This window comes from Streptomyces sp. NPDC001380 (assembly GCF_042895785.1).
Classification (GTDB): domain Bacteria; phylum Actinomycetota; class Actinomycetes; order Streptomycetales; family Streptomycetaceae; genus Peterkaempfera.
Genome location: NZ_JBIAWP010000001.1, coordinates 545915 through 571502, shown reverse-complemented (window position 1 = coordinate 571502; position 25588 = coordinate 545915). Strand labels below are relative to the sequence as shown.

Sequence of the window (25588 nt, the reverse complement as noted above, 5' to 3'; positions counted from 1 at the left end):
CCGCCGGCCGGCCGGGCGGCGGCCCCGCCGCGCACGAGCCCGCCCGCCGGGAGCCCACGGACCCGCAGGCCCTGCCCGGCCCGTCCGCTGACCACGAAGCCGCAGGCCGCGAAGCCGCAGGCCGCGAGGGCGCGGACCACGCGACCGCGGCCCACGAGGGCGCGGACCCCGCGACCGCCGACGCCGCACCCGACCCGGAGGACATGTCGCCCGCCGAGCGCTACGCCGCCTCGCGGCGCCGCGCCAAGGAGCAGGCCACGGCTCTGTACGGCTTCCGCGAGCTGTACGACTTCCCGCTCGACCCCTTCCAGATCGAGGCCTGCCAGGCCCTGGAGGCCGGCCAGGGGGTCCTCGTCGCCGCCCCCACCGGCTCCGGCAAGACGATCGTCGGCGAGTTCGCCGTCCACCTCGCGCTGCGCGAGGGCCGCAAGTGCTTCTACACCACGCCCATCAAGGCGCTCTCCAACCAGAAGTTCGCCGATCTGGTGAAACGGTACGGCGCCGACAAGGTCGGCCTGCTCACCGGCGACAACACGGTCAACGGCGACGCCCCCGTGGTCGTGATGACCACCGAGGTGCTCCGCAACATGCTCTACGCGGGCTCGCAGACCCTCGCCGGCCTCGGCTACGTGGTCATGGACGAGGTCCACTACCTCGCCGACCGCTTCCGCGGCGCCGTCTGGGAGGAGGTCATCATCCACCTCCCCGAGTCCGTCACCCTGGTCTCGCTGTCGGCGACCGTCTCCAACGCCGAGGAGTTCGGCGACTGGCTGGACACCGTGCGCGGCGGCACGAAGGTCATCGTCTCCGAGCACCGGCCGGTCCCGCTCTGGCAGCACGTCCTGGCCGGCAACCGCATGTACGACCTCTTCACCACCGGGCGCGACCGGCAGCAGGCGGCCGGCCGGCGCGAGCCGCGGCCCCCGTCCAAAGACGTCAACCCCGAACTGGTCCGCCTCGCCCGCTCCGAGCAGGACCGCCGCGCCGACCGCTTCGCCCGCGGCCGCGGCCGCTCCATGCCCAACGGCCGCCCCGGCCGCGCCTGGACCCCGAGCCGGGTCGACGTCATCGACCGGCTCGACGCCGAGGGACTGCTCCCCGCCATCACCTTCATCTTCAGCCGGGCCGGCTGCGAGGCCGCCGTCCAGCAGTGCCTGGCCGCCGGGCTGCGCCTCAACAGCGACGCCGACCGGGCCCGGGTGCGCGCCCTGGTGGAGGCGCGCACCGCCGCCATCCCCGACGAGGACCTCCACGTCCTCGGCTACTTCGAGTTCCTCGACGCCCTGGAGCGCGGCGTCGCGGCCCACCACGCCGGCATGCTGCCGACCTTCAAGGAGGTCGTCGAGGAGCTCTTCGTCCAGGGCCTGGTCAAGGCCGTCTTCGCCACCGAGACCCTGGCGCTCGGCATCAACATGCCGGCCCGCTCGGTGGTGCTGGAGAAGCTCGTCAAGTGGAACGGCGAGTCCCACGCCGACATCACCCCCGGCGAGTACACCCAGCTCACCGGCCGCGCCGGCCGCCGGGGCATCGACGTCGAGGGCCACGCGGTCGTCCTGTGGCAGCGCGGCCTGGACCCGGCCGCGCTGGCCGGCCTGGCGGGCACCCGCACGTACCCGCTGAAGTCGTCCTTCAGGCCGTCGTACAACATGGCCGTCAACCTGGTCGGCCAGTTCGGCCGGCACACCTCCCGCGAACTGCTGGAGACCTCCTTCGCCCAGTTCCAGGCGGACCGTGCGGTGGTCGGCATCGCCCGCCAGGTGCAGCGCAACGAGGAGGGCCTGGAGGGCTACCGCGAGGCGATGACCTGCCACCTCGGCGACTTCGACGAGTACGCCGCGCTCCGCCGCGCCCTGAAGGACCGGGAGAACGAGCTGGCCCGCGAGGGCACCGCCCAGCGCCGCGCCTCCGCCGTCGACGCCATCGAGCGGCTGCGCCCCGGCGACGTCATCCACGTCCCCGCCGGCCGCTTCTCCGGCCTCGCCCTGGTGCTGGACCCGGGCCTGCCTCCGCAGGGCAGGGGCGGGCACCGGCCGGAGTTCCAGGAGGGCCCGCGCCCGGTGGTGCTCACCGCCGAGCGGCAGGTCAAGCGGCTGGCGATGGTGGACTTCCCGGTCCCCGTGGAGCCGGTGGAGCGGATGCGCATCCCCAAGTCCTTCAACCCGCGCAGCCCGCAGTCCCGCCGGGACCTGGCCTCCGCCCTGCGGACCAAGGCCGGCCACATCGAGCCGCAGCGCCACCACCGCAGGGGCCGCTCGGCCGCGGCCGACGACCCGGAGATCGCCCGGCTCCGCGCCGAGCTGCGGCAGCACCCCTGCCACGGCTGCGACCAGCGCGAGGACCACGCCCGCTGGGCCGAGCGCTACCACCGGCTGCAGCGCGACACCGGCCAGCTGGAGCGCCGGATGCGCTCGCGCACCCACACCATCGCCCGCACCTTCGACCGGGTCTGCGGCCTGCTCACCGAACTCGGCTACCTCAGCGGCGACACCGTCACCGAGGACGGCAAGCGCCTGGCCCGCCTCTACGGCGAGCTGGACCTGCTGGCCTCGGAGTGCATCCGCGAGGGCGTCTGGAAGGGCCTGAAGCCCGCCGAGCTGGCCGCCTGCGCCTCCGCGCTGGTCTACGAGGCCCGGCAGACCGACGAGACGGGCGCCCCCCGGGTGCCGGAGGGCCCGGCCAAGGAGGCGCTGAACCGGACGGTCCGCCTCTGGGGCCACCTGGACGCCCTGGAGGAGCAGCACCGGCTGGCCGGCACCGAGGGTGTCGGCCAGCGCGAGCCGGACCTGGGCTTCGCCTGGGCCGCCTACCGCTGGGCGTCCGGCCACAGCCTCGACGCGGTGCTGCGGGACGCCGACATGCCCGCCGGCGACTTCGTCCGCTGGACCAAGCAGCTGATCGACGTCCTGGGCCAGATCCAGGACGCCGCGGGCGAGGACCAGGAGCTGCGCGGCGCCGCCCGCAAGGCCGTCGACGCGCTGCGGCGGGGCGTGATCGCCTACTCCTCCGTGGGCTGACCCGCGGGAGGCGGCGGCGTCGTCCCGGAGCGGACGCGCCGTCACCTCCCGCCCGCCGCGGGCCCGCTGCCCCGTCGTGCTCCCGTCCGGACGGCCGGCGGGCACCGCGTGCGGCCCGGCCCGTGGCGGTGGCCCGGACCGTGGCGGAGGATCGGCCGGTGACGGTGGCTCAGCCCGTGACGGAGAGCGCCGTCACCGCGGCGCCGGCCGCCGTGACCGCGAGGACGGCGCTGGTCGCCGTGAAGCGGAGGAGCGGCACCCTCACCCCCTGGGCGTGGCACCGCTCGAACCAGAGCAGCGTCGCCAGGGACGCCCAGGGGGTGACCAGGGCGCCCGCGTTGGTGCCGATCAGCAGCGCCAGCAGCGGGCCGTGCCCGCCGCCGGGCAGGGCGGCCTCCCCGGCCAGGTACGCCGGGAGGTTGTTGACCACGTTCGACAGGCCCGCGCCCACGCCGGCGGTCCGCAGCAGCCCCGCCAGGCCCCCGTCCGCGCCCGTCAGTGACCCCACCAGGCTCCCCAGGCCGTGCACCCGCAGCGTCTCCACCACGAGGAAGAGGCCGGGGACGAACGCCAGCAGCCGCCAGGGCACCAGCCCCGGCCGCAGCACCTCGCGCCGCCGCACCGCGAAGGCGGCCACCGCCACCGCCGCGGCCACCGAGGACGCGGCCCACAGCGGCGCGTCCAGGACCAGCACGGCGGCCAGGAACCCGGCGCAGGTCAGTCCGCAGACCCGGTGGAGCACCGGGTCTGCCGGGCGCTGCGGCTCGGGGACGCGGTAGCCGTCCCCGCCGAGCAGCCCGCGCCGCCAGTGGAAGAGCCACAGGCAGGCCGCGGTGGCCGCGAGCGCGGCCAGCTGCGGCGCCCACATCCGCGCCGCCAGGCCGGTGGGGGAGAGCGCGACCTTCTCCGCGGCCAGCAGGTTGGTGAGGTTGGAGACCGGGAGCAGCAGGCTCGCGGTGTTGGCGAGCCACACCGTCGTCATCGCCAGCGGCAGCGGGGGGAGCCCGATCCGCTGCGCCGTCGCCAGCATGACGGGGGTGAGCAGCACCGCCGTGGTGTCCAGGTTGAGCACCACGGTGGTCAGCGAGGCGAGGCCCACGCAGAGCAGGAAGAGCGCCGTGCGGCTGCCCCGGGCCGCCCGCGCGGTGCGGCCCGCGAGCACGTCGAAGACCTCGGCCTCGGAGGTGAGCTCCGCCAGCACGATGACGGTGCCCAGGAAGGGCAGCAGGGGGGCGATCCGCTCCAGCACGTCGCCCGCCGGACCGGTGGGCAGCAGCCCGGTGGCGACGGAGAGCAGCCCGAGGAGCAGCAGGGCGAGGGCGACCAGGTCCAGGGGGTGCAGGCGTCTGAGGGGGCTCACCGGGCCAAGGGTGCCACGGCGTCCCCGCAGGTCCGCCGCGGGGGCGCCGCCCCCGGTGCCGGGGGCCGGCGCCGTGCCGCCCCGTCCCCGGGCCGTCCCTCCGTGCGCGCCGCGCCCGCGACGCCCGCCGTGCGTCCGCCGGGCCGTCCCCGCCGTGCGTCCGCCGGGACGGTCAGCCCGCGAGGACCGCCAGCAGCCGCTGCAGGGAGCCGCCGAGGCCCCACCGGTCGGACAGCTCCTCCAGCGTCATCGGGTCGCGGGGCCCGCGCGGCAGCACCGGGTCGACGTCCGGCAGCGGCACGTCGTCGGCGACCCGCACCACCCGGGGCGCCACCGCCAGGTAGCCGGCGCCCTCCCGCAGCCGCCTGCGCTGGGTGGGGGTGAGGCCGGAGGACGGGTCCTCGGCCGCGGCCAGGACGCCGTCGAGGCTGCCGTACGCGGCCAGCAGCTTCGCGGCGGTCTTCTCCCCGATCCCGGCGACGCCGGGCAGGCCGTCGCTCGGGTCGCCGCGCAGCACCGCCATGTCGGCGTAGCGGGAGCCGTCCACGCCGTACTTCTCCCGCAGCAGCGCGTCGTCGGTGCTCTGCAGCGTGCCCATGCCCTTGACCGGGTAGAGCACCCGCACCTGCCGGGCGTCGTCGACGAGCTGGAAGAGGTCGCGGTCGCCGGTGACCACGTCGACCGGCCCCCGCGCGCGGGCGGTGAGGGTGCCGATGACGTCGTCCGCCTCGTAGCCGGGGGCGCCGACGCGGGCGATCCCGACGGCGTCCAGCACCTGCCCGATCACCGGGATCTGCGGGCCGAGGGTGTCGGGCACCTCCTCCTCGCCCGGCCCGGCGGGCGGCGAGGGGGCGAGGCGGTGGGTCTTGTACGAGGGGATCAGGTCGACCCGCCACTGCGGCCGCCAGTCGGCGTCCGTGCACGCCACCAGGTGGTCGGGGGAGTGGTCGGCGACGAGGCGGGCGGTGAAGTCGAGCAGCCCGCGCACGGCGTTCACGGGGATGCCGTCGGGCGACCGCAGCGAGTCGGGCACGCCGAAGTACGCGCGGAAGTAGAGCGACGCCGTGTCGAGGAGCATGAGGCGGGGAGCGGTCACGCCCCGATCATGCCGTACTGCGGCCCGTGTCGGCCGCGGTGCAGGCGCTATGCCCGCTTTCGTCACTTGCGTGGCGATATGGCGGCGGGAGTCCGGTGACGGTGGCCACAAACGCGTTTGTGTACGCACGAGGCCCGGGTAACCGGTCGCGGTAGCAATCCGGGGGTCGCGGATCGCGGCCCCGCACGACCGAGAGGTACCCGTGTCCCTGCTGGAAGCAGATCATCTGTTCAAGGTCTTCGGGAAGCACCCCGACGACGCCGTGGAGAGGCTGCGCTCGGGCGCCGGCCGCGAGGAGCTGCGCGAGGACGGCGCCACCGCCGCCGTCGTCGACGCCTGCTTCGAGGTCGGCGAGGGCGAGATCTTCGTCATCATGGGCCTGTCCGGATCGGGCAAGTCCACCCTGCTGCGCATGCTCAACGGCCTTGCCGAGCCCACCGCCGGACGCGTGCTCTTCGACGGGCAGGAGCTGACCGCCCTGAACGGCAGGGAGCTGCGTTCGGTCCGCTCCCACCGCATCAGCATGGTCTTCCAGCACTTCGCGCTCTTCCCCCACCGCACGGTGCTGGAGAACGCCGGCTACGGCCTGGAGCAGCAGGGCGTGGAGCGCGGGGAGCGCGACCGCCGCGCCGCCGAGGCCCTGGAGCTGGTGGGCCTGGGCGAGTGGCAGGACTCCTGGCCGGACGAGCTGTCCGGCGGCATGCAGCAGCGCGTCGGCCTGGCCCGCGCCCTGGCCACCGACGCCGACCTGCTGCTCATGGACGAGTCGTTCAGCGCCCTGGACCCGCTGATCCGCCGCGAGATGCAGGAGCAGCTGCTCCAGCTCCAGCAGCAGCTGCGCAAGTCCATCGTCTTCATCACCCACGACCTCAACGAGGCCATGCGGCTGGGCGACCGGATCGCGGTGATGCGCGACGGCCGCATCGTCCAGCAGGGCACGCCCGCCGAGATCGTGCTCTCGCCCGCCGACGACTACGTCGCCGCCTTCGTCGAGGACGTCGACCGCGACCGGGTCCTCGGGCGCGCCGCCGTCCGGCCCGGCGGGCCGGGCGCGGACCGCGGTGCCGCCGGGGAGGTGCCGCAGCAGGCCCCGAGGGACGCCGCGGCCGGCGGGAAGGCGGTGAACCGTGGCTAGGATCCCCCTCGGCGACTGGGTGGAGACCGGGGTCGACTTCCTCCGCGACCACTTCCAGCCCTTCTTCGACGGCATCACCACCGTCGTCTCCGGCATGTACGACGGTGTCGACGCCGTGCTCGGCGCCCCCCAGCCGCTGCTGCTGGCCGGCATCCTCGCCGTGGTGGCGCTGTGGCTGCGCGGCCCCCTCGCCGCCCTGCTCTCCTTCGCCGGACTCGCCCTGATCGAGGGCGTCGGCCAGTGGGACCAGGCCATGTCCACGCTCTCGCTGGTGCTGGTCGCCAGCGTGATCACCGTGCTGCTCGCCGTGCCGCTGGGCGTCTGGGCCGCCCGGTCCACCAGGGTCGGCGCCGCCCTGCGCCCGGTGCTCGACCTCATGCAGACCATGCCCGCCTTCGTCTACCTCATCCCGGGGATCTTCTTCTTCGGGGTCGGCCAGGTGCCGGGCATCATCGCCACCATCGTCTTCTCCATGCCCCCCGGCGTGCGGATGACCGAACTGGGCATCCGCCAGGTCGACGGCGAACTGGTGGAGGCCGCCGAGGCGTTCGGCACCGCCCCGCGCCGCACCCTGCTGGGCGTCCAGCTCCCCCTCGCGCTGCCGACCATCATGGCCGGCGTCAACCAGGTCATCATGCTGGCGCTCTCCATGGTCGTCATCTCCGGCATGGTCGGCGGCGGCGGCCTCGGCGCCTCCGTCTTCACCGCCATCAGCCAGGTCGACGTCGGCCTCGGCTTCGAGGGCGGCATCGCCGTCGTCATCCTCGCCATGTACCTGGACCGCATGACCGGCGCGCTGGGCCGCCGGGTCTCCCCGCTGGGCCGCCGCGCCCTCGCCCGCGAGCGCTCCGCCGACCGCTCCGCCGTGCTGCGCTACCGGCCGAGCACCGCCGTCGCCGGGGTCGCCGTCGTCGTCCTCGCCCTGGTCGCGGGCGGCCTGCACACCTTCGGCGGCAGCGGCGGCACCCGTGCCGCGCTGCCCGCCGGCCACGACGTCGGCCACGGCCGCACGGTCGACATCGGCACCATCAACTGGGACGAGGGCGTCGCCGCCACCTACCTCTGGAAGGAGGTGCTGGAGCAGCGCGGCTTCCGCCCGCAGGTGCAGAACATGGACGTGGGCGCCCTCTACACCGGCATGTCCACGGGCAGGGTCGACGTCGAGCTCGACTCCTGGCTGCCCGTCACCCACGCCGACTACTGGAGGAAGTACCGCAGCAGCCTCACCGACCTCGGCTCCTGGTACGGCCCCACCTCGCTGGAGGTCAGCGTCCCCTCCTACGTCAAGGACGTGCGCTCGCTGGCCGACCTCAGGGGCCGCTCGAAGGAGTTCGGCGGCCGGATCATCGGCATCGAGCCCGGCGCCGGCGAGATGAAGCTGCTCCGGTCCACCGTGCTCAAGGGCTACGGCCTGGACAAGGAGTACCAGCTGACCACCGGCAGCACCGCCGGGATGCTCGCCCAGCTGGAGCGGTCGGTCAAGGCGAAGGAGCCGGTCGCGGTCGTGCTCTGGTCGCCGCACTGGGCGTACAGCAAGTACCCGCTGACCAAGCTCGCCGACCCCAGGGGGCTCTTCGGCAGGGGCGACCGCCTCCACACCCTCGCCCACCGGTCCTTCCCCTCGGAGTTCCCGCAGGTCTCCCGCTGGATGAAGGACTTCCGGCTCACCGAGGAGCAGCTCGGCGGCCTGGAGCAGGCCATCCACGACGCCGGACAGGGCCACGAGCAGGACGGCGTCCGCACCTGGCTGAGGTCCCAGCCGGGCCTGGTGGACCGCATGGCCCCGCTCGGCGCCTCCTGACCCGGCCGGGTCCGCACCGCACCGCGCCCCGCCGCACCGGAGACCCCGGCGCGGCGGGGCGCCGCCGTGCGCCCGCCCCGGCCCGCCCGTCCCGTCCGGTCCGCGCCCGTCCGGCCCCGTCCCGTCCGTCCCGTCCCGCCGGGGCGGCCTCCTACCGGGACCCGGCCGCCGCCCGCACCAGGGCGTGCACCAGCCGCACGTCCGTGCCCTGCTCGGGGTGCCACTGCACGCCCAGCACGAACCCCGGCCCGTCCCCCTCCAGCGCCTCCACCGTGCCGTCCGCCGCGCGGGCGGCCACCCGCAGGCCCGCGCCGAGCCGGTCCACGGCCTGGTGGTGGTAGGTCGGGACCTCCACGGCCGGCTCCGGCAGCAGCCCGGCCACGGTTGTGCCCGGCACCGGCAGCACCAGGTGGCGGGCGTACGCGCCTGTGGACGGGCAGTGCCCCTCGTGCCCCACCGCCTCCGGCAGGTGCTGCAGCAGGGTGCCGCCGCACACCACGTTGAGCAGCTGCATCCCCCGGCAGATCCCCAGCAGCGGCAGCCCCGCCGCCAGCGCCGCCCGCAGCAGCGCCGCCTCCCACCGGTCGCGCTCGGGCACCGCCGGCCCGGTCCGCGGGTGCCGTCGCGCCCCGTACAGCGCCGGGTCCACGTCGGGCCCTCCGGAGACCACCAGGGCGTCCAGCCGGGCCGCAACGGCGGGGGCGGCCTCCGGCCCGTCGGGCGGCAGCATCACCGCCAGGCCCCCGGCGGCCCGCACCAGCGCGGGGTACGCGGCCGGCAGGAGCACGGCGGGCTCCTCCCACACGCCCCAGCGGGCGGTGGCCAGGTAGGTGGTGACGCCGATCAGCGGGCGGTCCTGCACGGCACGGTCCTCCGGTCCACGGTACGGCTGCCACGGTACGGCCGGACACGCCCGCGGACCCGCGCGGCGGCACGGGCCGGACCGGGAGCCGTCCCCCCGCGCAGGCGCGCCCCCCGTCCGGCCCCGCGCGCCACCTTCCCCGGCCCGGTGCGGGAACCTACCGTGGGACTCCTCGCGGAACCGAGGAGGCAGCCACCGTGCCCGACCGTCCGACGCCGCCCCGCACCGGATCCCCGCCCGTGCCCCCGCTCACCCTCGACGCGCTCCGCGCCCACGTGGAGAGCGGCGAGGTCCACACCGTCGCCCTGGCCTTCACCGACATGCAGGGCCGGCTCCAGGGCAAGCGGTTCGCCGCCCGCTTCTTCCTCGACGAGGTCGCCCGCCACGGCAGCGAGGGCTGCGCCTACCTCCTCGCCGTCGACGTCGACCTCAACACCGTCGACGGCTACCGGATGGCCTCCTGGGACACCGGTTACGGCGACTTCGCGATGCTCCCCGACCTCTCCACCCTGCGCCGCGTCCCCTGGCAGCCCGGCACCGCCCTGGCCACCGCCGACCTGGCCTGGCACGACGGCACGCCCGTCGCCGCCTCCCCGCGCCAGATCCTGCGCCGCCAGCTCGACCGCCTCGCCGAACGCGGCTGGCGCGCGTACACCGGCACCGAGCTGGAGTTCCTCGTCTTCCGCGACACCTACGAGGACGCCTGGCGGCGCGGCTACCGCGACCTCACCCCCGCCAACCAGTACAACGTCGACTACTCCCTCCTCGGCACCGCCCGCATCGAGCCGCTGCTCGCCCGCATCCGCAACGAGATGGGCGGCGCGGGCATGACCGTGGAGTCCGCCAAGGGCGAGTGCAACCTGGGCCAGCACGAGGTGGCCTTCCGGTACGACGAGGCCCTCACCACCTGCGACCAGCACAGCGTCTACAAGACCGGCGCCAAGGAGATCGCCGCCCAGGAGGGCTGCGCGCTCACCTTCATGGCCAAGTACGACGAGCGGGAGGGCAACAGCTGCCACGTCCACCTCTCGCTGCGCGACGAGGACGGCGCCCCCGTCTTCGCGGACCCCGACGGCGCCATGGGCGACACCATGCGCCACTTCCTCGCCGGGCAGCTCGCCGCCCTGCGCGAGCTCACCCTGCTGTACGCCCCCAACATCAACTCCTACAAGCGGTTCCGGCCCGGCTCCTTCGCGCCCACCGCCGTCGCGTGGGGCCGCGACAACCGCACCTGCGCCCTGCGCGTCGTCGGGCACGGCCCCTCGCTGCGGCTGGAGAACCGCCTCCCCGGCGGCGACGTCAACCCCTACCTCGCCGTGGCCGGCATGGTCGCCGCCGGACTCCACGGCGTCGAGCGGAAGCTGGAGCTGCCCGAGCCGTGCACGGGCAACGCCTACACCGCCGGCCACGAGCGGGTGCCCGCCACCCTGCGCGAGGCCGCCGGGCTGTGGGAGGGCAGCGCCCTGGCCCGGGAGGCCTTCGGCGAGGAGGTCGTCGCGCACTACCTCACCGCCGCCCGCGTCGAGCAGGACGCCCACGACACCGCCGTCACCGACTGGGAGCGCTACCGCTCCTTCGAGCGGATGTGAGCCGCAGCCCATGACCGGTACCGACACCACCCGCACCGCCCGCACCGCCGGCGCCGCCCGCACCGCCGGCACGGCCGGCACCCGCACGGCCGGCACCGCCGCCGCCCGCGACGCCGACCCGGGGTCGCACCTCGTCCTCAACCCCGCCACCGAGGAGGTCCTCGCCACCGTCCCCGCCGCCTCCCCGGCCGAGGTCGACGCCGCCGCCCGGCGCGCCGCCGGGTCCCAGGAGGGCTGGGCGGCCCTCGCCCCCGGCGACCGCGCCCGGCTGCTGCGCCGCTTCGCCGCCACCGTCGACGCCCGCCTGGAGGAGCTGGCCGCCCTGGAGGTCCGCGAGGCCGGGCACACCGTCGGCGGCGCCCGCTGGGAGGCCGGCAACGTCCGCGACCTGCTGGAGTACGCCGCCGGGGGAGTAGAGCGGCTGACCGGTCGTCAGATCCCGGTCGGCGGCGGCGTGGACCTCACCTTCCACGAGCCGATCGGCGTCGTCGGCGTCATCGCCCCGTGGAACTTCCCCATGCCGATCGCCGCCTGGGGCTTCGCCCCCGCCCTCGCCGCGGGCAACGCCGTCCTCCTCAAACCCGCCGAGACCACCCCGCTCACCGCCCTGCGACTCGCCGAACTCGCCCTGGAGGCGGGCCTCCCCGACGGCCTGCTCCAGGTCCTGCCCGGCGCCGGGCCCGTCACCGGCCGCGCCGTCGTCGACCACCCGCTGGTGCGCAAGGTCGTTTTCACGGGCTCCACCGCCACCGGCAAGGAGGTCATGGCCCGCTGCGCCGCCCAGGTCAAGCGGGTCACCCTGGAGCTCGGCGGCAAGTCCCCCAGCATCGTCTTCCGCGACGCCGACCTGGAGCGGGCCGCCGCGGCCACCCCCATGTCCTTCCTCGACAACGCCGGGCAGGACTGCTGCGCCCGCACCCGCATCCTCGTCCAGCACGAGGTGTACGACGTGTTCCTCGGCCTGCTGGAGCCCGCCGTCACCGCCGTCGCCGTCGGCGACCCCGCCGACCCGGCCACCGACATGGGACCGCTGATCTCCGCGGCCCACCGCGACCGCGTCGCCGCGTACGTCACCCCCGACCTGCCCGTCGCCGCCCGGGGCACCGCCCCCGCCGGACCCGGCTTCTGGTTCCCGCCCACCGTCCTCGCCCCCGCCGACCCCGGCTGCCCCGCCGCCACCGAGGAGGTCTTCGGCCCGGTCGCCGTCGTGCTGCCCTTCGACGACGAGGCCGACGCCCTGCGCCTGGCCAACGCCGGCCGGTACGGCCTCTCCGGCTCGCTGTGGACCCGCGACGTGGGCCGGGCGCTGCGCATGGCGCGCGGTGTGCGGGCGGGCAACCTCTCGGTCAACTCCCACGCCTCCGTGCGCTACTGGACGCCCTTCGGCGGCTTCGGCGAGTCCGGCCTCGGCCGCGAGCTCGGGCCCGACGCCGTCGCGTACTTCACCGAGACCAAGAACGTCTTCATCAGCTCCGAGGAGTGATCCGCCCATGAGCGACACCCCCGCCGCCCCCGCCGCCGGGGCCCCCGCGGAGGCGCCCGTCTGCCGCCGCCTGGTCGGCCGGACCGCCGTCGTCACCGGCGCCGGCAGCGGCATCGGGCTCGCCGCCGTCCGCCGCCTGGCCTCCGAGGGCGCCCGCGTGGTCTGCGCCGACATCGACGAACGAGCCGGGAAGGCCGCCGCCGAGGAGGCCGGCGGCCTCTTCGTGGAGACCGACGTCACCGACGCCGAGCAGGTCGAGGCGCTGTTCCGGGCCGCGCACGACACGTACGGCAGCGTCGACGTGGCCTTCAACAACGCCGGGATCTCGCCGCCCGACGACGACTCCGTCCTCACCACCGGCCTCGACGCCTGGCGCCGCGTCCAGGAGGTCAACCTCACCTCCGTGTACCTGTGCTGCAGGGCCGCGCTGCCCTACATGCGGCGGCAGGGGAGGGGCTCGGTCGTCAACACCGCCAGCTTCGTGGCGGTGATGGGCGCCGCCACCTCGCAGATCTCCTACACCGCCTCCAAGGGCGGGGTGCTCGCGATGTCCCGGGAGCTGGGCGTGCAGTTCGCCCGCGAGGGCATCCGCGTCAACGCGCTCTGCCCCGGGCCGGTGGACACCCCCCTGCTGCGCGAGCTCTTCGCGAAGGACCCGGAGCGCGCCGCCCGCCGGCTCGTCCACATCCCGCTGGGCCGCTTCGCCCGCGCCGAGGAGGTCGCCGCCGCGGTCGCCTTCCTGGCCAGCGACGACTCCTCCTTCGTCACGGCGAGCGCCTTCATGGTCGACGGCGGCATCTCCGGGGCGTACGTGACGCCGATCTGACGGCTCTTGACCTCGGCCTTATCGGCCGCGCCGTACGGTGCCGACCGTGACTGCGACGATTCCGTCCGGCTGGTACCCGGACCCGAGCGAGAACGGCGCGGCCGCCGGGCGGCGGCTGCGATGGTGGGACGGCAGCGGCTGGACCGGCGACACGCGCCCCCTGCCGCCCGAGGGGGCCGCCGCCGGTCCCGCCGCGGAGCCGGCGGAGGCGCCGGACGAGGCCGGGGCGGAGCCCGGCGCGGTGCCTGGGTCCGGGGCCGGGGCGGATCCTGCTCCCGGGCCGGCCGCGGGGCCCGCCGATCCCGCCCGCCGGTCCGGGCCCGAGGCGGTCCCGCCCGCCCTCGCCGGAGGTGTTCCGCCGGAGGACCGCACGGACGGCGTCCCGCGGACGCCCGGTGCGCCGGACGGGTGGACGGCCCCGCCCGCCCCCGCCTCCCCGGTCGCCTGGCCGGTTCCGCCCGCGGGGGCGCCGCAGCCCCCCGGCGCGGTGCAGCCCCCCGGCGCCGCCCACCCCTTCGGCCCGGCCCACCCCTTCGGCCCGGCCCACCCCTTCGGCGCCGGGCAGCCTTCCGGTACGGACCGCCCCCGGCGGTCCGCCCGCGCGGTGGCGGTCGCCGCCGTGGTGGGGGCCCTGGTCGGCGGCGCCGTGGGCGTCGGCGCGACCTACCTGGCGATGCGTGACGACGGCGGCTCCGCGCGGGCCCTCCCCGCGCCCGGGACCGGCCGGAACGGCGCTCCGGACGGCTCCCCGCCCGGCCTCGGCTCCGGCGGCGGCCAGGACGGCCCGAACAGCCAGGACGGCCGGGGCGGCGCCCCCGACGGCGGCCCGGGGTCCGGCGGCACCGGCTCCGGGCCCCGCACGGCCGTGGACGCGGTGAACGGCATCGCCCTCCCGGTCCCGTCCGGCTGGACCGGCGGCACCACCCGCGACGGCCACGCCTCCCTCTCCACCGGCTCCTACTCCTGCCCGCAGTCCCCGGCCGGGTGCAGCCTGGCGGGCGTGGTGACCAGCACGCTCAAGGCCGGCGCGGGCAACCCGGAGGCCGCCGCGAAGGCCGACATCGCCGCCGCCGCCGAGGAGGCGTACGGCAGGCCCGCCGGACACCGGCAGCTCAAAGCTGAGCCGGTCACGGTCGCCGGGCGGTCCGGCTACCTCGTCCGCTGGAAGGTCGACGCGAGGACGGGCAACGACGGCTACGTGGAGACGGTCGTCTTCCCGAACCGCTCGGGCCGCGCCCTGGTCGCCGTCCACCTCGGCTTCGACGCGGTGGACAAGGCGCCCTCCCAGGCCGTCATGGACTCCCTCGTCGCCGGCATCCGCGACCACGCGGGACCCGGCGCCGGCAGCGGCGCCTGACGGGCCGCCGGGAGCGGCCCGACCGCGGTGGGCGGCCGTGCCGCGGCGGGCGGCCGGACCCCCGGGAGCGGGCGGCCGCTCCTTCGGGGCGGACGGCCCGCAGGTGCGACCGGCCCGCCGGGGCGGGGCGTCAGAGGAACGTCCGGCCCTCGCCCCGGTAGGTCGGCACCGAGTCCACCACCCGGCCGCCCTCCACCAGGTGCAGCCGGTCGAACCGCTCGCACAGCTCGCCGGCCTTGGCGTGCCGGAACCACACCCGGTCGCCGACCCGCAGCCCGTCCGCCGCCGCCCCCAGCAGCGGCGTCTGCACCTCGCCCGCCTGCTCCTGCGGGTCGTAGCGCAGCCCCTCCGGCAGGTACGGCTGCGGCAGCCGGTCCCGGCCGGACGGCCCCGAGGCCGGGTAGCCGCCGCCCAGCACCGTCACCGCGCCCGGACCGGGCCGGCGTACCACCGGCTGGGCGAAGAGCGCCGCCGGCCGGGCGCGGAACGCCGCGTAGTCGTCGAAGAGCCGCGGCGCGTACAGCCCCGAACCGGCCGCGACCTCGGTGACCGCCGCCTCCGCCGCCGTCGACTCCAGGCTGCCGGTGCCGCCGCCGTTGACGAACTCCAGGTCGGCCACCCGCCGCAGCTCCCGCACCGCCGCGGCCCGCCGGACGGCCAGTTCGGTCCGCGCCACCCGCTGCATCGCCCTGACCGCCCCCGACCGCAGCGGGCGGCCCGCCACGGAGTCGCCGACGCCCGCGACGTGCCCCTCGTACGCCATCAGCCCCACGACCCGGAAGCCGGGCCGCTTCTGCACCAGTTCGGCGAAGTCGGCGAGCTCCTGGGGGGAGCGCAGCGGCGACCGGCGCGCCCCCACGCGCACCCGGCCGCCCAGCAGGTGCAGGGCGGTGTCCAGCTCCAGGCAGACCCGGATCTCCGCGCCCGCCCCCGGGCCGTCCTCCCGTGCCGCGTCGGCCAGGTCCAGCTGCGCCGGATCGTCCATCAGCACCGTCACGGCCGCCGCCATGGCGGGGTCGGCCGCCAGCTCGGCGAAGGCCGACCGGTCGGCCGAGGGGTACGCCAGCAGCACGTCCCGGAAGCCCGACCCGGCCAGCCACAGGCACTCGCGCAGGGTGAAGCCCATGACCCCGGCGAAGCCGTCCATGGACAGGACCCGCTCCAACAGTGCCCGGCAGCGCACCGACTTGCTGGCCACCCTGACCGGTTTGCCATGGGCCCGCCGCACGAGGTCCGCCGCGTTGGCGTCGAACGCCGCGAGGTCCACGACCGCCAGTGGCGCCTCCAGGTGGGCGGTGGCCCGGTCGTAGCGGGCCCGGTCGGCGGCGGAGTTCGGCATGGCCGAAGCGTGCCACACCGCCGCCGCCGGACGGGAGGAGTCGGACGGTCCCTGCAGGAACGATTCTGCCGGGCAACGGCGAACACGGCCGCCGCCCACCGCGTAGGGTGGCCGCCGGAGTTGCGGAGGCCGGGCGCCGGGGAGCGCCGCCGACGGCCCGCCGAGGAACGGGGGTGGCCGCAGGTGCGCGAGGTCGAGACGGCACCGCCCCGCCCCGCCGTCCCCGCCCCCCGCCCGCCGCTGCGCGCCCTCCCGGCCCCCGCAGAGCACCCCGCGCCTCCGCCCACGTCCGCACCCGCGCCCGCACCCGCGCCCATGTCCCCGGCCGCGTCCGCACCCGCACCCGCGTCCCCTGTCCCGGCCGCGTCCGCACCTGTACCCGCGCCCACGCCTCCGGCCCCGGCCCGTCCGCGCGCCGCCCGGCGGCGCCTGCGGACCGGCCTCGCCCTGGCCTGCGCCGCGTCCGGCCTGGGGCTGCTGCTGGGGCCGGGCGTCACGGCCGCCCTCCTCCCGGCCCCGGGCCGTGGGGACGGCACCGCGGAACGCCTCGCCCTGGCCCGCGCCCTCTGGCGCACCGCCCCGGCCGACAGCCTCCTGCCGCCCCGGATCGACCCCGCCGACGGCTCCGCCTGGATCCGCACCGCGCTCGCCCCCGCCGCCGCGTGCACCCCCGCCGGGCTCGGCCGGTACCTGTACGCCGCCCTCGCCCCGCGCGGCTGCGGGCCGGTGTTCCGCGCCACCTACACCGACCCGGCCCGCACCCGGCTGGTCACGGTCGGCGTCGTCACCACGGCCGCCCCGACCGCCGTGCCCCCGCCCGCCGCCGCCCGGCCCGCCGGGGCACCGCCGGCCGGGGGCGGCGGTGCGGCGGCCCCGCCGCCGGAGGCGCCCGCCACCGGCCCGGCCCCGCCGCCCGCCGTCTGGACCGCCGAGCCCGACCCCGGGCATCCCTGGGTCGTCTGGGCCGCCGCCTCCTTCGCCGACGGCCGGCGTACCGCCGCCCCCGTCCCGGCGGGTCCCGCCTCCGCCGACGACCCCCGCGACCCCCTCGTCGAGTCCGGCCTCCGCCCCGCCGTCCGCGTCCTCGCCGCAGCGGTGCGCGCCGCCCTCGACCGCGCCCTCGACGCCGCCCGGCGGTACCGCCCCCCGGCCGGCGGACCCGCCCGGTGACCCGCCCCGGCGGCACGTCGGACGGCCCCGGCCCGCCGGGCCGGGGCGCCGCACCGGGCCGCGCGGGCCCGCCGGACCGTGCAGGAACGCGGTGCCGTGCAGGAACGCCGGACCGTGCAGCAACGCGGGGCCGCGCAGCAACGCGGGGCCGCGCAGCAACGCGGGGCCGCGCGGGCACGCCGGACGCGCACGGCAGTCCGGGCGGCGGTGCGTCAGGCGCCCTCCCCCCGAGCGGGGCCCGCCGTGCGTGACACCCCTGTCCGCCGGACCGCCGCCGGGACCCGCCGCGCCGCCGCCGTGCTCTGCCTCACCGTCCTGGCCTCCGCCCCGGCGCCGCCCGCCGCCGCCGACAGCGTCCGCGACCACGAGTGGCCGCTGCGGGCCCTGCACGCGGCGGAGGCGTGGCGCACCACCCGCGGCGCCGGGACCGTCGTCGCGGTGCTCGACACCGGCGTCGACCCGGGCCACCCCGACCTCGCGGGGCGCGTGCTGCCCGGCACCGACACCGTCGGCACCGGCGCCCGCCCCGGCGACCCGGCGTGGGCCCGGCACGGGACCGCCATGGCCGCCGTCGTCGCCGGACGCGGCCACGGGCCCGGCGGCGCGGACGGGGTCCTCGGGATCGCGCCGGACGCCCGCATCCTCCCGGTCCGGGTCATCCTGGAGGACACCGACCCGGCGCTCCCCGCCGCCCGCCGCCGCCCCGGCAACGCCCTCGCGGCGGGCATCCGCTGGGCGGTCGACCACGGCGCCGACGTCGTCAACCTCTCCCTCGGCGACGACGCCGAGACCGCCCACGCCGACCCCGACGAGTACGCGGCCGTCCGGTACGCGCTGAGCCGCGGCGTGCCGCTGGTGGCCTCGGCGGGCAACGGCCTCCGCAGCGGCAACCGGTCCTCCTACCCCGCCGCCCACCCCGGGGTCGTCGCGGTGGCCGCCGCCGACGCCGCCGGCCGCCCGGCCGCCTTCTCCACCCGCCGCTGGTACACCTCCGTCGCGGCGCCCGGCGTCGACGTGGTGATCGCCGACCCCGACCGCCACTACTACACCGGCTGGGGCACCAGCGCGGCCGCCGCCTACGTCTCGGGCACCCTCGCGCTGCTCCGCTCCGTCCGCCCCGACCTCGGCCCCGCGCAGCTCCGCGCCGCCCTGGAGGCGACCGCGGACCGGCGGCCGCCCGGCGGCCGCAGCGACGCGCTGGGCGCCGGCCTGGTCGACCCGCCCGCCGCGCTGGCGGCGGCGGCCCGGATGCGGGCGGAGCCCGCCGTGCCCGTGCCCGTCCCCGCGGCCCGGCTGCGTTTCGGACCGGTCCGCGGAGCCGTGCCGGACGGGGGCGGCCCGTCCCCGGCGGCCGCCCCCGCGCCGGGGAGCCCCTCCCGGTCCGGGGCCCTCCCGGCGGACCGGCTGCGCGTGCCCGCCGGGCTGCTGCTGCTCCTGCTCGGCGCCCTGCTGCGGCGCGGACGCCGCCCGTCCGCCCTACCGGTGGGCGCCCCGCCCGGCCCGCCGCCCCCGCCCGGCCCGGCCCGGTTCAGGCCCGGACCTCCGGACCGCCGGTGAGCCCCCCGGTGAGGCCCCCGACGACCCCGCCGGCGAGTGCACCGGTGAGGGCGTCGGCGGCCGCCACGGCCGCCGACTCGACCAGGGAGATCCCGTCCGCAAGCGCCGGGCTGCCGTCGGAGAGCACGGCGACCAGGAGCGGCCGCCCGTCGTGCCGGACGAGGCCGATGCTGTTCACCACCCACAGGCCCGTCGCGCTCCGGGGCAGCCAGCCGTTCTTCAGCCGGGGCCCGGTGCCCGCGTCGGCCGCGGCGGAGACGCCCCAGTCCTGCCCGGCCTCGACCTGCCCCATCAGGCCGCCCAGGTAGGCGCGGGAGGCGGCGCCCAGCGGCGAGCCGCCGTCGAAGACGGCGCGGAGCAGCGCCAGCTGGTCGGCGGCGGTCGTCGCGGTGAGGCCCCAGCGGCGGTCGCCCCCCGCGGTGGTCGCGGTCAGGCCGAGGGTGCGGTTGGCCCGGTCCAGTCCGTCGGCCAGCCCGACCGCGGTGTACAGGGCGTCGGCGGCGCCGTTGTCGCTGCGGCGGATCATCGCGGCGGCCCGCTCCCGCTCCTCCGCGCTCAGGCCGCGCCCGGCGTCCTCGGCCCGGAGCAGCAGGGCGGCGAGGATGTCCGCCTTGGCGATGCTCGCGGTGACGAAGGTGCGCCCGGTCGCGCCGTACCCGGCGGACACGCCGGTGGCCAGGTCGGCGACCGCGACCGCCAGGCCGCCCGGGGCCCGGGCGGCGACCGCCCGCACCGCCCGCTCCACGGCCGCCGCGGCGCCGTCCCGGGCACGCGCGGAGGCGGACGCCGCCGGGTCCGGCACCGCGGGGTCCGACGCGGCCGGGTCCTCCACGGCCTGCCGCTCCCGCCACCCCTCCCCGGAGGGGCGCGGGGACGCCTGCGGCGCCGCCGCCCCGGCCGCCGACGGCCGCGCCCCGGCCGTCCCCCCTCCCGCCGTGTCACCTGCCATGCGCGGCACCGCCCCGCGGTTCGCGGCCGCCGCCACGGCGACCGCGGCCGCCGTGATCGGCGCGACCGCCGCGACCGCGCCGAACCGGATCCGCCGCCCCGGCCGCCGTGCCCGTCCCCGCCGCCACCCGCGCCTCCGCCGTCCCCGCCGCCCGCCGCCGGTGCGGCCCGTCCCGGCCAGCATCTCCGATCCCCGTGCCCGCATGCACGGGGACGGTACGGAGCGTTCCTGCGGAAACCCTGAGAACCGGGTGAGCACCGCCCGGGAGGGCCGCCCGGCCGTCGCATACCCTCGGGGACGTGGAGCGCAAGAACATCCCGGACCCCGGCTTCGCCGGCGACGGCGGGGCCGCCGACCCGCACCTGGCCGCAGCACTCGCCCGCTGGGCCGACGACCCCGCCGCGGCCGGGCCCGAGGTGCTGGCCGCGCTCCCCGCGGCCCGCCTCATGGTGCCCGTGGTGGCCGTCCTCGGCGAGGTCGAGACCGGACCGGACGGCCTGCGACGGGAGAAGACCAGCGACATGGCCGTCCCCGTGGTCGAGGCCCCGGACGGCCGCCGGGCCCTGCCCGCCTTCACCTCCCTGGAGTCCCTGGCCCGCTGGCGGGCCGACGCCCGGCCGGTGCCGGTCCACGGCCGGCAGGCGGTCCTCGCGGCCTACTCCGAGCGGGCGGACACCCTCCTGGTGGACCCGGCCGGTCCGGTCGCCTACCAGCTGACGGGCGCGCCCATGCGGGCCGTCGCCGAGGGCCGCGCCCACGTGCCGCCGGCCCGCGACCCGGAGGTGCTGGAGGCGGTGCGCCGGGTGGTCGCCGACGAGCCGGCCGTGCTCCGCGCCTACCTGCGGCCCGCCGAGCAGACGGACGCCGTGGTCGCCCTGGTGCCCGGACCGGACGCGGACGAGGCCGCCGTGCGCGGGGCGGCGCAGCGGATCGCTGCCGCGCTGGCCGCGGACGAGCTGCTGCGGGTGCGCCTGGACCTCGGACTGGACCTCGCCCTGCTGCCTGCCGCCGCCGACGTCCCGGGCGAGCCCCTGTACACGCGCTGAGGGCGGCGCACACGCCCTGGAGGACGGCGGCCGGACACACGGGGAGGGGCGGGCCCGGCGGGCCCGCCCCTCCCCGTGTGTCCGGCCGCCGGACGCCCCCGCGGGCGTCAGGCGTAGACCGGACCGGTGAACTTCTCGCCCGGCCCCTGGCCCGGCTCGTCCGGCACCAGCGACGCCTCGCGGAAGGCCAGCTGCAGCGACTTCAGCCCGTCGCGCAGCGGCGCCGCGTGGAAGTTGCTCAGGTCCGGGGCGCTCGCCGTGATCAGGCCGGCCAGGGCGGTGATCAGCTTGCGCGCCTCGTCCAGGTCCTTGTGCTGCTCGCCGTCCTCGGTGAGCCCGCACTTCACGGCCGCCGCGCTCATCAGGTGCACCGCGACCGTGGTGATCACCTCGACGGCGGGCACGTCGGCGATGTCGCGCTCGGCGCCGGACGCGTCGCTCCCGGCCTCCTCCGTCCCGGAGGCGTCGTGCCGGGGGGCGTCGTGCTCGGGGTCCCCGTACCGGGGGGCGTCGTGCTCGGGGGCGCCGTTGCCGGCGGCGGGGTCGGGCTGGGTGCTCATGGTCTCGCTTGTCTCCGCGGGTCAGGACTCTCCCCGCGAGCGTACGCGGCGGGGTGCGGAATAACGCCGGGGCCCCGGACGCTGCTATGATTCGAGACTGACCGGCCAGACACCCGACGAGGTGCCCGGCCTGCAAGTGGAGGCTCCACGTACGAGGGATCCCGACAGGGACCACCCGTCAGTCTCCCACCCGATCGTCCTCCGGGTCGACGGGTCCGGTCCGCGGCCGACGCCCTGCGCGTCCGTGCCGCCTATCGCCCCGCGCGAGCACGCTCGCGAGGGCGCTTCCGGTTGTTGTGGAGCCCCGCCTGTGCATCGTGCGGGGCTTTTTTCGTGTCCGCGGTGCGCGCCCGGTGCGGCGCGCAGCGCAGCGCGGATGAAGTCCCGCCCGGTGAGTCGATTCGACACGTGCGACCGCCGCCCGACGGCCGCATCGGAAAAGGTGCAACCGAGGAGGCCCCATCAGCACCGAGCCCCGCATCAACGACCGGATTCGCGTCCCCGAGGTGCGACTCGTCGGTCCCAGTGGCGAGCAGGTCGGCATCGTGCCGCTTGCCAAGGCGCTGGAGCTTGCCCAGGAGTACGACCTGGACCTCGTCGAGGTCGCGGCGACCGCCAGGCCGCCGGTGTGCAAGCTCATGGACTACGGCAAGTTCAAGTACGAGTCGGCCATGAAGGCCCGTGAGGCGCGCAAGAACCAGGCGCACACGGTCATCAAGGAGATGAAGCTCCGGCCGAAGATCGACCCGCACGACTACGACACCAAGAAGGGTCACGTCGTACGGTTCCTCAAGCAGGGCGACAAGGTCAAGATCACGATCATGTTCCGCGGTCGCGAGCAGTCCCGCCCCGAGCTGGGCTTCCGACTGCTGCAGCGGCTGGCCGACGACGTCCAGGACCTGGGCTTCGTCGAGTCCTCGCCCAAGCAGGACGGCCGTAACATGATCATGGTTCTCGGTCCGCACAAGAAGAAGACCGAGGCCATGGCCGAGGCCCGCGAGGCCGCTGCCGCCCGCAAGGCCGAGCGCCAGGGCCGCACCGAGACTGCCGAGACCCCCGAGGCCCCCCAGGCCGCCGAGGTCGAGCAGCCGGTCGAGGCCCAGGCACCGGCCGAGTAACACCTCGGTACCGGGGCCCCCGCCCCGGCACCCGAAGATCCATCCAGCGCTCCCGCCCGCCCCGACGGTGTGCGGGCGGGGGCGGACCGACGAGGAGAGTACGGCGACATGCCGAAGAACAAGACGCACAGCGGCGCCAGCAAGCGCTTCCGGCTCACTGGCTCCGGCAAGGTGGTGCGCCAGCGCGCCGGCCGCCGTCACCTGCTCGAGCACAAGCCCTCGACGCTGACCCGCCGCCTCGCCGGCACGGTCGAGATGGCCCCGGCCGACGCCAAGAAGATCAAGAAGCTTCTCGGCAAGTGATCGCGCCCCGCACCGCAGCGCCGGTGCGGGAACCAGCCGATCCTTCCCGACCTATTCGATTTGCGGACCGCGTGAAGACGTCCGCGGTCCTACCCAAGGAGTAATGCAGTGGCACGCGTCAAGCGGGCGGTCAACGCCCACAAGAAGCGCCGGGTCATCCTCGAGCGGGCCAGCGGCTACCGCGGCCAGCGGTCGCGCCTGTACCGCAAGGCGAAGGAGCAGGTCACCCACTCCCTCGTCTACAACTACAACGACCGCAAGAAGCGCAAGGGCGACTTCCGCCAGCTGTGGATCCAGCGGATCAACGCCGCCGCGCGTGCGAACGGCATCACCTACAACCGCTTCGTGCAGGGCCTGAAGGCCGCCAACGTCGAGATCGACCGCAAGATGCTCGCCGAGCTCGCGGTCAACGACCCCAACGCCTTCGCCTCCCTCGTCGAGGTGGCCAAGAAGGCGCTGCCGGCCGACGTGAACGCCCCCACGGCCGCCTGATCCAGGCATCCCCGAGCGGTCGGGCCCGAGCCCGCCGCGAGGCAGACCGGACCCGCAGCCACGCCCCGGCGTGCGCCTGCGGGTCCGTTCTTTCTCCGCCCGGAACCCCCCTCCGCCCGGAGCCCCCGCCCCCGGGCGGGCCCGGCGTCCCGCCCGCGGACCCGGCGTCCCGCCCGCACCCGGCACCCCACGCAGAAAGCGCCATGGCTACCACCGACCGCCCCGAGCACGGCCCCCTGCTGACCTCCCTGCGCTCCCCGCGGGTCACCGCCGCCCGGCGCCTCGCCCGGCGCGCCCAGCGCACCAAGGAGCGCCGCTTCATCGCCGAGGGCCCGCAGGCGGTCCGGGAGGCCGTGGCCCACGGCCCGCTGCCCGGCACCGGCGGGCACGCCGTGGTCGAGGTCTACGCCACCCCGGAGGCCGACGAGCGGTACGCCGGCATCACCGGCGCCGCCCGCGCCGCCGGGGTCCCGGTGCTCACCGCCAGCGCCGAGGTCATCGCCGACGTCTGCCAGACGGTCACCCCGCAGGGCATCGTCGCCGTCTGCCGCTTCGTGGACACCCCCTTCGACGCCGTGCTGGCGGCCCGGCCCCGGCTGGTGGCCGTCCTCGCCCACGTCCGCGACCCCGGCAACGCCGGGACCGTCCTGCGGACCGCCGACGCGGCCGGCGCCGACGCGGTCGTCCTCACCGACGCCTCGGTGGACCTGTACAACCCCAAGGCCGTGCGGGCCTCCGTGGGCAGCCTCTTCCACCTCCCGGTGGCGGTCGGCGTGCCGGTGGAGGCGGCGATGGCCGGCCTGCGCGCGGCCGGGGTGCGGGTGCTCGCGGCGGACGGCGCCGGCGACCGCGACCTGGACGCCGAGCTCGACGCCGGCGCCCTCGGCGGCCCCACCGCCTGGGTCTTCGGCAACGAGGCCTGGGGCCTGCCGGAGCAGACCCGGGCGCTGGCCGACGCGGTGGTGCGGGTGCCCATCCACGGCCACGCCGAGAGCCTCAACCTGGCCACCGCCGCCGCGGTGTGCCTCTACGCGTCCGCCCGTGCCCAGCGCGTGGCGGGAGGGTGCCGCGCGGACGGCTAGGGCGCTACTGTGAGGCGGGTCGGCGCCCGGAGCACAGGACGGGGCGGCCGCCGGCCGGCCAGCACGCGGGGGGAAGCGATTGTCCCAGGACACCGGTGAGGCCCTCGGTGCGGGGGGCGCCCGCCCGGAGTGCGCCGGGCCCCGCCGCGACACGCCGGACCGCGACACGCCGGACCGCGACACCGCCGGCCGTGCCCGCACCGGCTCCGCCGACCCCGTACCCGCCCCCGCCGACCCCGGGCCCGTCCGCCCCGGCGCCGGCCCCGGCGGCGTCGACCCCGACGACCTGCCCGACGGCCTGGTGGTCGCCGACGAGCGCGGCACGGTCGTCTGCTTCAACAGCGCCGCCGCCCGCATCACCGGCCTGAGCCCCCGCCGCGCCCTCGGCCGCCCCTTCGCCGAGGTGCTGCCCCTGGAGGACCTCGACGGCCGCCGCTGGTGGCAGTGCACCGACCCCTACGGCGGCCTGGCCACCCGCACCCGCCAGCCCGAGCGCAACCTGCTGCTGCCCGGCGGCCGCGAGGTGCTGGTCTCCGCCCGCTACGTGCGCGCCGCCCCCTGCGGGCCGCTGCGGCGCCTGGTGGTGGCGCTGCGCGGCACCGAGGCCCGCCGCCGCACCGAGCGCAGCCACGCCGAGCTGATCGCCACCGTCGCCCACGAGCTGCGCTCGCCGCTGACCAGCGTCAAGGGCTTCACGGCGACGCTGCTCGGCAAGTGGGAGCGCTTCACCGACGACCAGAAGAAGCTCATGCTGGAGACGGTCGACGCCGACGCCGACCGGGTCACCCGCCTGATCGCCGAGCTGCTGGACATCTCCCGCATCGACGCGGGCCGCCTGGAGCTGCGCCGCCAGGTGGTCGACGTCGCCGCGGCCGTGCAACGGCACACCGAGGCACTGGCGGCGGCCGGCACCGCCCCCGGCCGGTTCCGCGTCCTGGCCGGCGGGCCGCTGCCGCAGCTGTGGGCCGACCCGGACAAGGTCGACCAGGTGCTGTGGAACCTGCTGGAAAACGCGGTGCGCCACGGTGAGGGAACTGTCACCATCGAGGTCGGAGCCGCCCGCGAGGAGGTCGAGGGCCGCGTCGGGGAAGGGGTTGCCGTCACCGTGAGCGACGAGGGCCCCGGCATCCCCGAGGACGCCATCCCGCGCGTGTTCACCCGCTTCTGGCGGGGCAGCCGCCGCGGCGGCACCGGCCTCGGCCTCTACATCGTCAAGGGCATCGTCGAGGCCCACGGCGGCACGATCCGCGTCGGGCGCGCCCCCGGCGGCGGCGCCCGCTTCCGATTCGTGCTGCCCGCCGGGGTCCCCGACTTCATGCTGTAGTCGGCCGCCCCGGCGGGCTTCCCGTCCGGCCCCCCGACCCGGTGCGACTAGACTCGCTGGATGGCGTCGCGCGGCGTCCTGCGCTGCCGCGCGGGAGGTCAGGCGGATCACACCTTCGGACCACA

Annotated in this window: 21 protein-coding genes; 15 read left to right on the top strand and 6 right to left on the bottom strand. The window is 77.1% G+C overall.

Annotated features, from left to right (window positions below; all coding sequences use genetic code 11):
- The first annotated feature begins 203 nt into the window (after positions 1-203).
- Complete coding sequence (locus ACFY07_RS02545; RefSeq protein WP_390867065.1) at positions 204-3014, top strand: DEAD/DEAH box helicase; 2811 nt, start codon at positions 204-206, stop codon at positions 3012-3014.
- A 169-nt stretch (positions 3015-3183) separates the two neighbouring features.
- On the opposite strand, the gene ACFY07_RS02540 is transcribed toward ACFY07_RS02545, so the two are convergent.
- Together ACFY07_RS02540 and ACFY07_RS02535 are read right to left on the bottom strand one after the other, a co-directional pair.
- Positions 3184-4374 carry an SLC13 family permease gene (locus ACFY07_RS02540; RefSeq protein WP_390867009.1) on the bottom strand — a complete coding sequence of 397 codons (1191 nt, stop codon included), beginning with the start codon at positions 4372-4374 and terminating at the stop codon, positions 3184-3186.
- A 172-nt stretch (positions 4375-4546) separates the two neighbouring features.
- Complete coding sequence (locus ACFY07_RS02535; RefSeq protein WP_390867064.1) at positions 4547-5452, bottom strand: 5'-3' exonuclease H3TH domain-containing protein; 906 nt, start codon at positions 5450-5452, stop codon at positions 4547-4549.
- 220 nt (positions 5453-5672) lie between these two features.
- On the opposite strand from ACFY07_RS02535, the gene ACFY07_RS02530 reads away from it, so the two are divergent.
- Together ACFY07_RS02530 and ACFY07_RS02525 are read left to right on the top strand one after the other, a co-directional pair.
- Positions 5673-6605 carry a glycine betaine/L-proline ABC transporter ATP-binding protein gene (locus tag ACFY07_RS02530; protein ID WP_390867008.1) on the top strand — a complete coding sequence of 311 codons (933 nt, stop codon included), beginning with the start codon at positions 5673-5675 and terminating at the stop codon, positions 6603-6605.
- A complete protein-coding gene (locus ACFY07_RS02525) occupies positions 6598-8406 on the top strand; it encodes an ABC transporter permease/substrate binding protein (RefSeq protein ID WP_390867007.1) in 1809 nt (602 codons plus the stop codon). The genes ACFY07_RS02530 and ACFY07_RS02525 overlap by 8 nt, the downstream gene beginning before the upstream one ends.
- Positions 8407-8557: 151 nt before the next feature.
- On the opposite strand, the gene ACFY07_RS02520 is transcribed toward ACFY07_RS02525, so the two are convergent.
- Entirely contained in the window at positions 8558-9268 is a 711-nt protein-coding gene (locus ACFY07_RS02520) for a gamma-glutamyl-gamma-aminobutyrate hydrolase family protein (RefSeq protein WP_390867006.1), read from the bottom strand.
- 239 nt (positions 9269-9507) lie between these two features.
- On the opposite strand from ACFY07_RS02520, the gene ACFY07_RS02515 reads away from it, so the two are divergent.
- The 4 genes from ACFY07_RS02515 to ACFY07_RS02500 are packed head-to-tail and all read left to right on the top strand — an operon-like array spanning position 9508 to position 14523.
- Positions 9508-10857, top strand: a complete 1350-nt coding sequence (locus ACFY07_RS02515; protein WP_390867063.1) for a glutamine synthetase family protein — start codon at positions 9508-9510, stop codon at positions 10855-10857.
- A gap of 10 nt (positions 10858-10867) precedes the next feature.
- A complete protein-coding gene (locus ACFY07_RS02510) occupies positions 10868-12340 on the top strand; it encodes an aldehyde dehydrogenase family protein (RefSeq protein WP_390867005.1) in 1473 nt (490 codons plus the stop codon).
- 7 nt (positions 12341-12347) lie between these two features.
- Complete coding sequence (locus ACFY07_RS02505; protein WP_390867004.1) at positions 12348-13166, top strand: 3-oxoacyl-ACP reductase; 819 nt, start codon at positions 12348-12350, stop codon at positions 13164-13166.
- A 46-nt stretch (positions 13167-13212) separates the two neighbouring features.
- A complete protein-coding gene (locus ACFY07_RS02500) occupies positions 13213-14523 on the top strand; it encodes a DUF2510 domain-containing protein (protein WP_390867003.1) in 1311 nt (436 codons plus the stop codon).
- A 130-nt stretch (positions 14524-14653) separates the two neighbouring features.
- Here the strand turns inward: ACFY07_RS02500 and ACFY07_RS02495 are convergent, their stop codons facing one another.
- Positions 14654-15862 carry an amino acid deaminase/aldolase gene (locus tag ACFY07_RS02495; protein ID WP_390867002.1) on the bottom strand — a complete coding sequence of 403 codons (1209 nt, stop codon included), beginning with the start codon at positions 15860-15862 and terminating at the stop codon, positions 14654-14656.
- Between the two features lie 183 nt (positions 15863-16045).
- Here ACFY07_RS02495 and ACFY07_RS02490 point away from each other — a divergent pair, with 183 nt between their 5' ends.
- Both ACFY07_RS02490 and ACFY07_RS02485 read left to right on the top strand, forming a co-directional pair.
- Positions 16046-17032 (top strand): hypothetical protein, encoded by a 987-nt coding sequence (locus ACFY07_RS02490; RefSeq protein ID WP_390867001.1) that lies wholly within the window; start codon positions 16046-16048, stop codon positions 17030-17032.
- Between the two features lie 243 nt (positions 17033-17275).
- Positions 17276-18589, top strand: coding sequence for a S8 family serine peptidase (locus ACFY07_RS02485; RefSeq protein WP_390867000.1), 1314 nt, complete (start codon positions 17276-17278; stop codon positions 18587-18589).
- Here the strand turns inward: ACFY07_RS02485 and ACFY07_RS02480 are convergent.
- Positions 18561-19538 (bottom strand): serine hydrolase, encoded by a 978-nt coding sequence (locus ACFY07_RS02480; protein WP_390866999.1) that lies wholly within the window; start codon positions 19536-19538, stop codon positions 18561-18563. The genes ACFY07_RS02485 and ACFY07_RS02480 overlap by 29 nt on opposite strands.
- Before the next feature lie 299 nt (positions 19539-19837).
- On the opposite strand from ACFY07_RS02480, the gene ACFY07_RS02475 reads away from it, so the two are divergent.
- Positions 19838-20584: an SseB family protein gene (locus ACFY07_RS02475; protein WP_390866998.1), complete on the top strand. Its 747-nt coding sequence runs from the start codon at positions 19838-19840 to the stop codon at positions 20582-20584.
- 107 nt (positions 20585-20691) lie between these two features.
- Here the strand turns inward: ACFY07_RS02475 and ACFY07_RS02470 are convergent, their stop codons facing one another.
- Positions 20692-21144: a DUF1844 domain-containing protein gene (locus tag ACFY07_RS02470; protein WP_230647842.1), complete on the bottom strand. Its 453-nt coding sequence runs from the start codon at positions 21142-21144 to the stop codon at positions 20692-20694.
- 461 nt (positions 21145-21605) lie between these two features.
- Here ACFY07_RS02470 and infC point away from each other — a divergent pair, with 461 nt between their 5' ends.
- From infC to ACFY07_RS02445, 5 genes are all read left to right on the top strand, one after another.
- A complete protein-coding gene (gene infC, locus ACFY07_RS02465) occupies positions 21606-22262 on the top strand; it encodes a translation initiation factor IF-3 (RefSeq protein WP_230647949.1) in 657 nt (218 codons plus the stop codon).
- A 108-nt stretch (positions 22263-22370) separates the two neighbouring features.
- Positions 22371-22565 (top strand): 50S ribosomal protein L35, encoded by a 195-nt coding sequence (gene rpmI, locus ACFY07_RS02460; RefSeq protein ID WP_230647840.1) that lies wholly within the window; start codon positions 22371-22373, stop codon positions 22563-22565.
- A gap of 108 nt (positions 22566-22673) precedes the next feature.
- Positions 22674-23057: a 50S ribosomal protein L20 gene (gene rplT, locus ACFY07_RS02455; protein ID WP_230647838.1), complete on the top strand. Its 384-nt coding sequence runs from the start codon at positions 22674-22676 to the stop codon at positions 23055-23057.
- 203 nt (positions 23058-23260) lie between these two features.
- The gene (locus ACFY07_RS02450) at positions 23261-24139 is read left to right on the top strand and encodes a TrmH family RNA methyltransferase (protein WP_390866997.1); all 879 of its coding nucleotides are present in this window, start codon (positions 23261-23263) and stop codon (positions 24137-24139) included.
- A gap of 79 nt (positions 24140-24218) precedes the next feature.
- Entirely contained in the window at positions 24219-25463 is a 1245-nt protein-coding gene (locus ACFY07_RS02445) for an ATP-binding protein (RefSeq protein ID WP_390866996.1), read from the top strand.
- Positions 25464-25588 lie beyond the last annotated feature (125 nt).

What these genes read in the sequence shown, in the direction of transcription:
- ACFY07_RS02495 (WP_390867002.1), bottom strand. Translation starts at nt 15,862, where the DNA reads ATGCCGAACTCCGCCGCCGACCGGGCCCGCTACGACCGGGCCACCGCC.
- ACFY07_RS02450 (WP_390866997.1), top strand. Translation starts at nt 23,261, where the DNA reads ATGGCTACCACCGACCGCCCCGAGCACGGCCCCCTGCTGACCTCCCTG.
- ACFY07_RS02545 (WP_390867065.1), top strand. Translation starts at nt 204, where the DNA reads ATGTCGCCCGCCGAGCGCTACGCCGCCTCGCGGCGCCGCGCCAAGGAG.
- ACFY07_RS02480 (WP_390866999.1), bottom strand. Translation starts at nt 19,538, where the DNA reads ATGGCAGGTGACACGGCGGGAGGGGGGACGGCCGGGGCGCGGCCGTCG.
- ACFY07_RS02470 (WP_230647842.1), bottom strand. Translation starts at nt 21,144, where the DNA reads ATGAGCACCCAGCCCGACCCCGCCGCCGGCAACGGCGCCCCCGAGCAC.
- rpmI (WP_230647840.1), top strand. Translation starts at nt 22,371, where the DNA reads ATGCCGAAGAACAAGACGCACAGCGGCGCCAGCAAGCGCTTCCGGCTC.
- ACFY07_RS02510 (WP_390867005.1), top strand. Translation starts at nt 10,868, where the DNA reads ATGACCGGTACCGACACCACCCGCACCGCCCGCACCGCCGGCGCCGCC.
- ACFY07_RS02535 (WP_390867064.1), bottom strand. Translation starts at nt 5,452, where the DNA reads ATGCTCCTCGACACGGCGTCGCTCTACTTCCGCGCGTACTTCGGCGTG.
- ACFY07_RS02505 (WP_390867004.1), top strand. Translation starts at nt 12,348, where the DNA reads ATGAGCGACACCCCCGCCGCCCCCGCCGCCGGGGCCCCCGCGGAGGCG.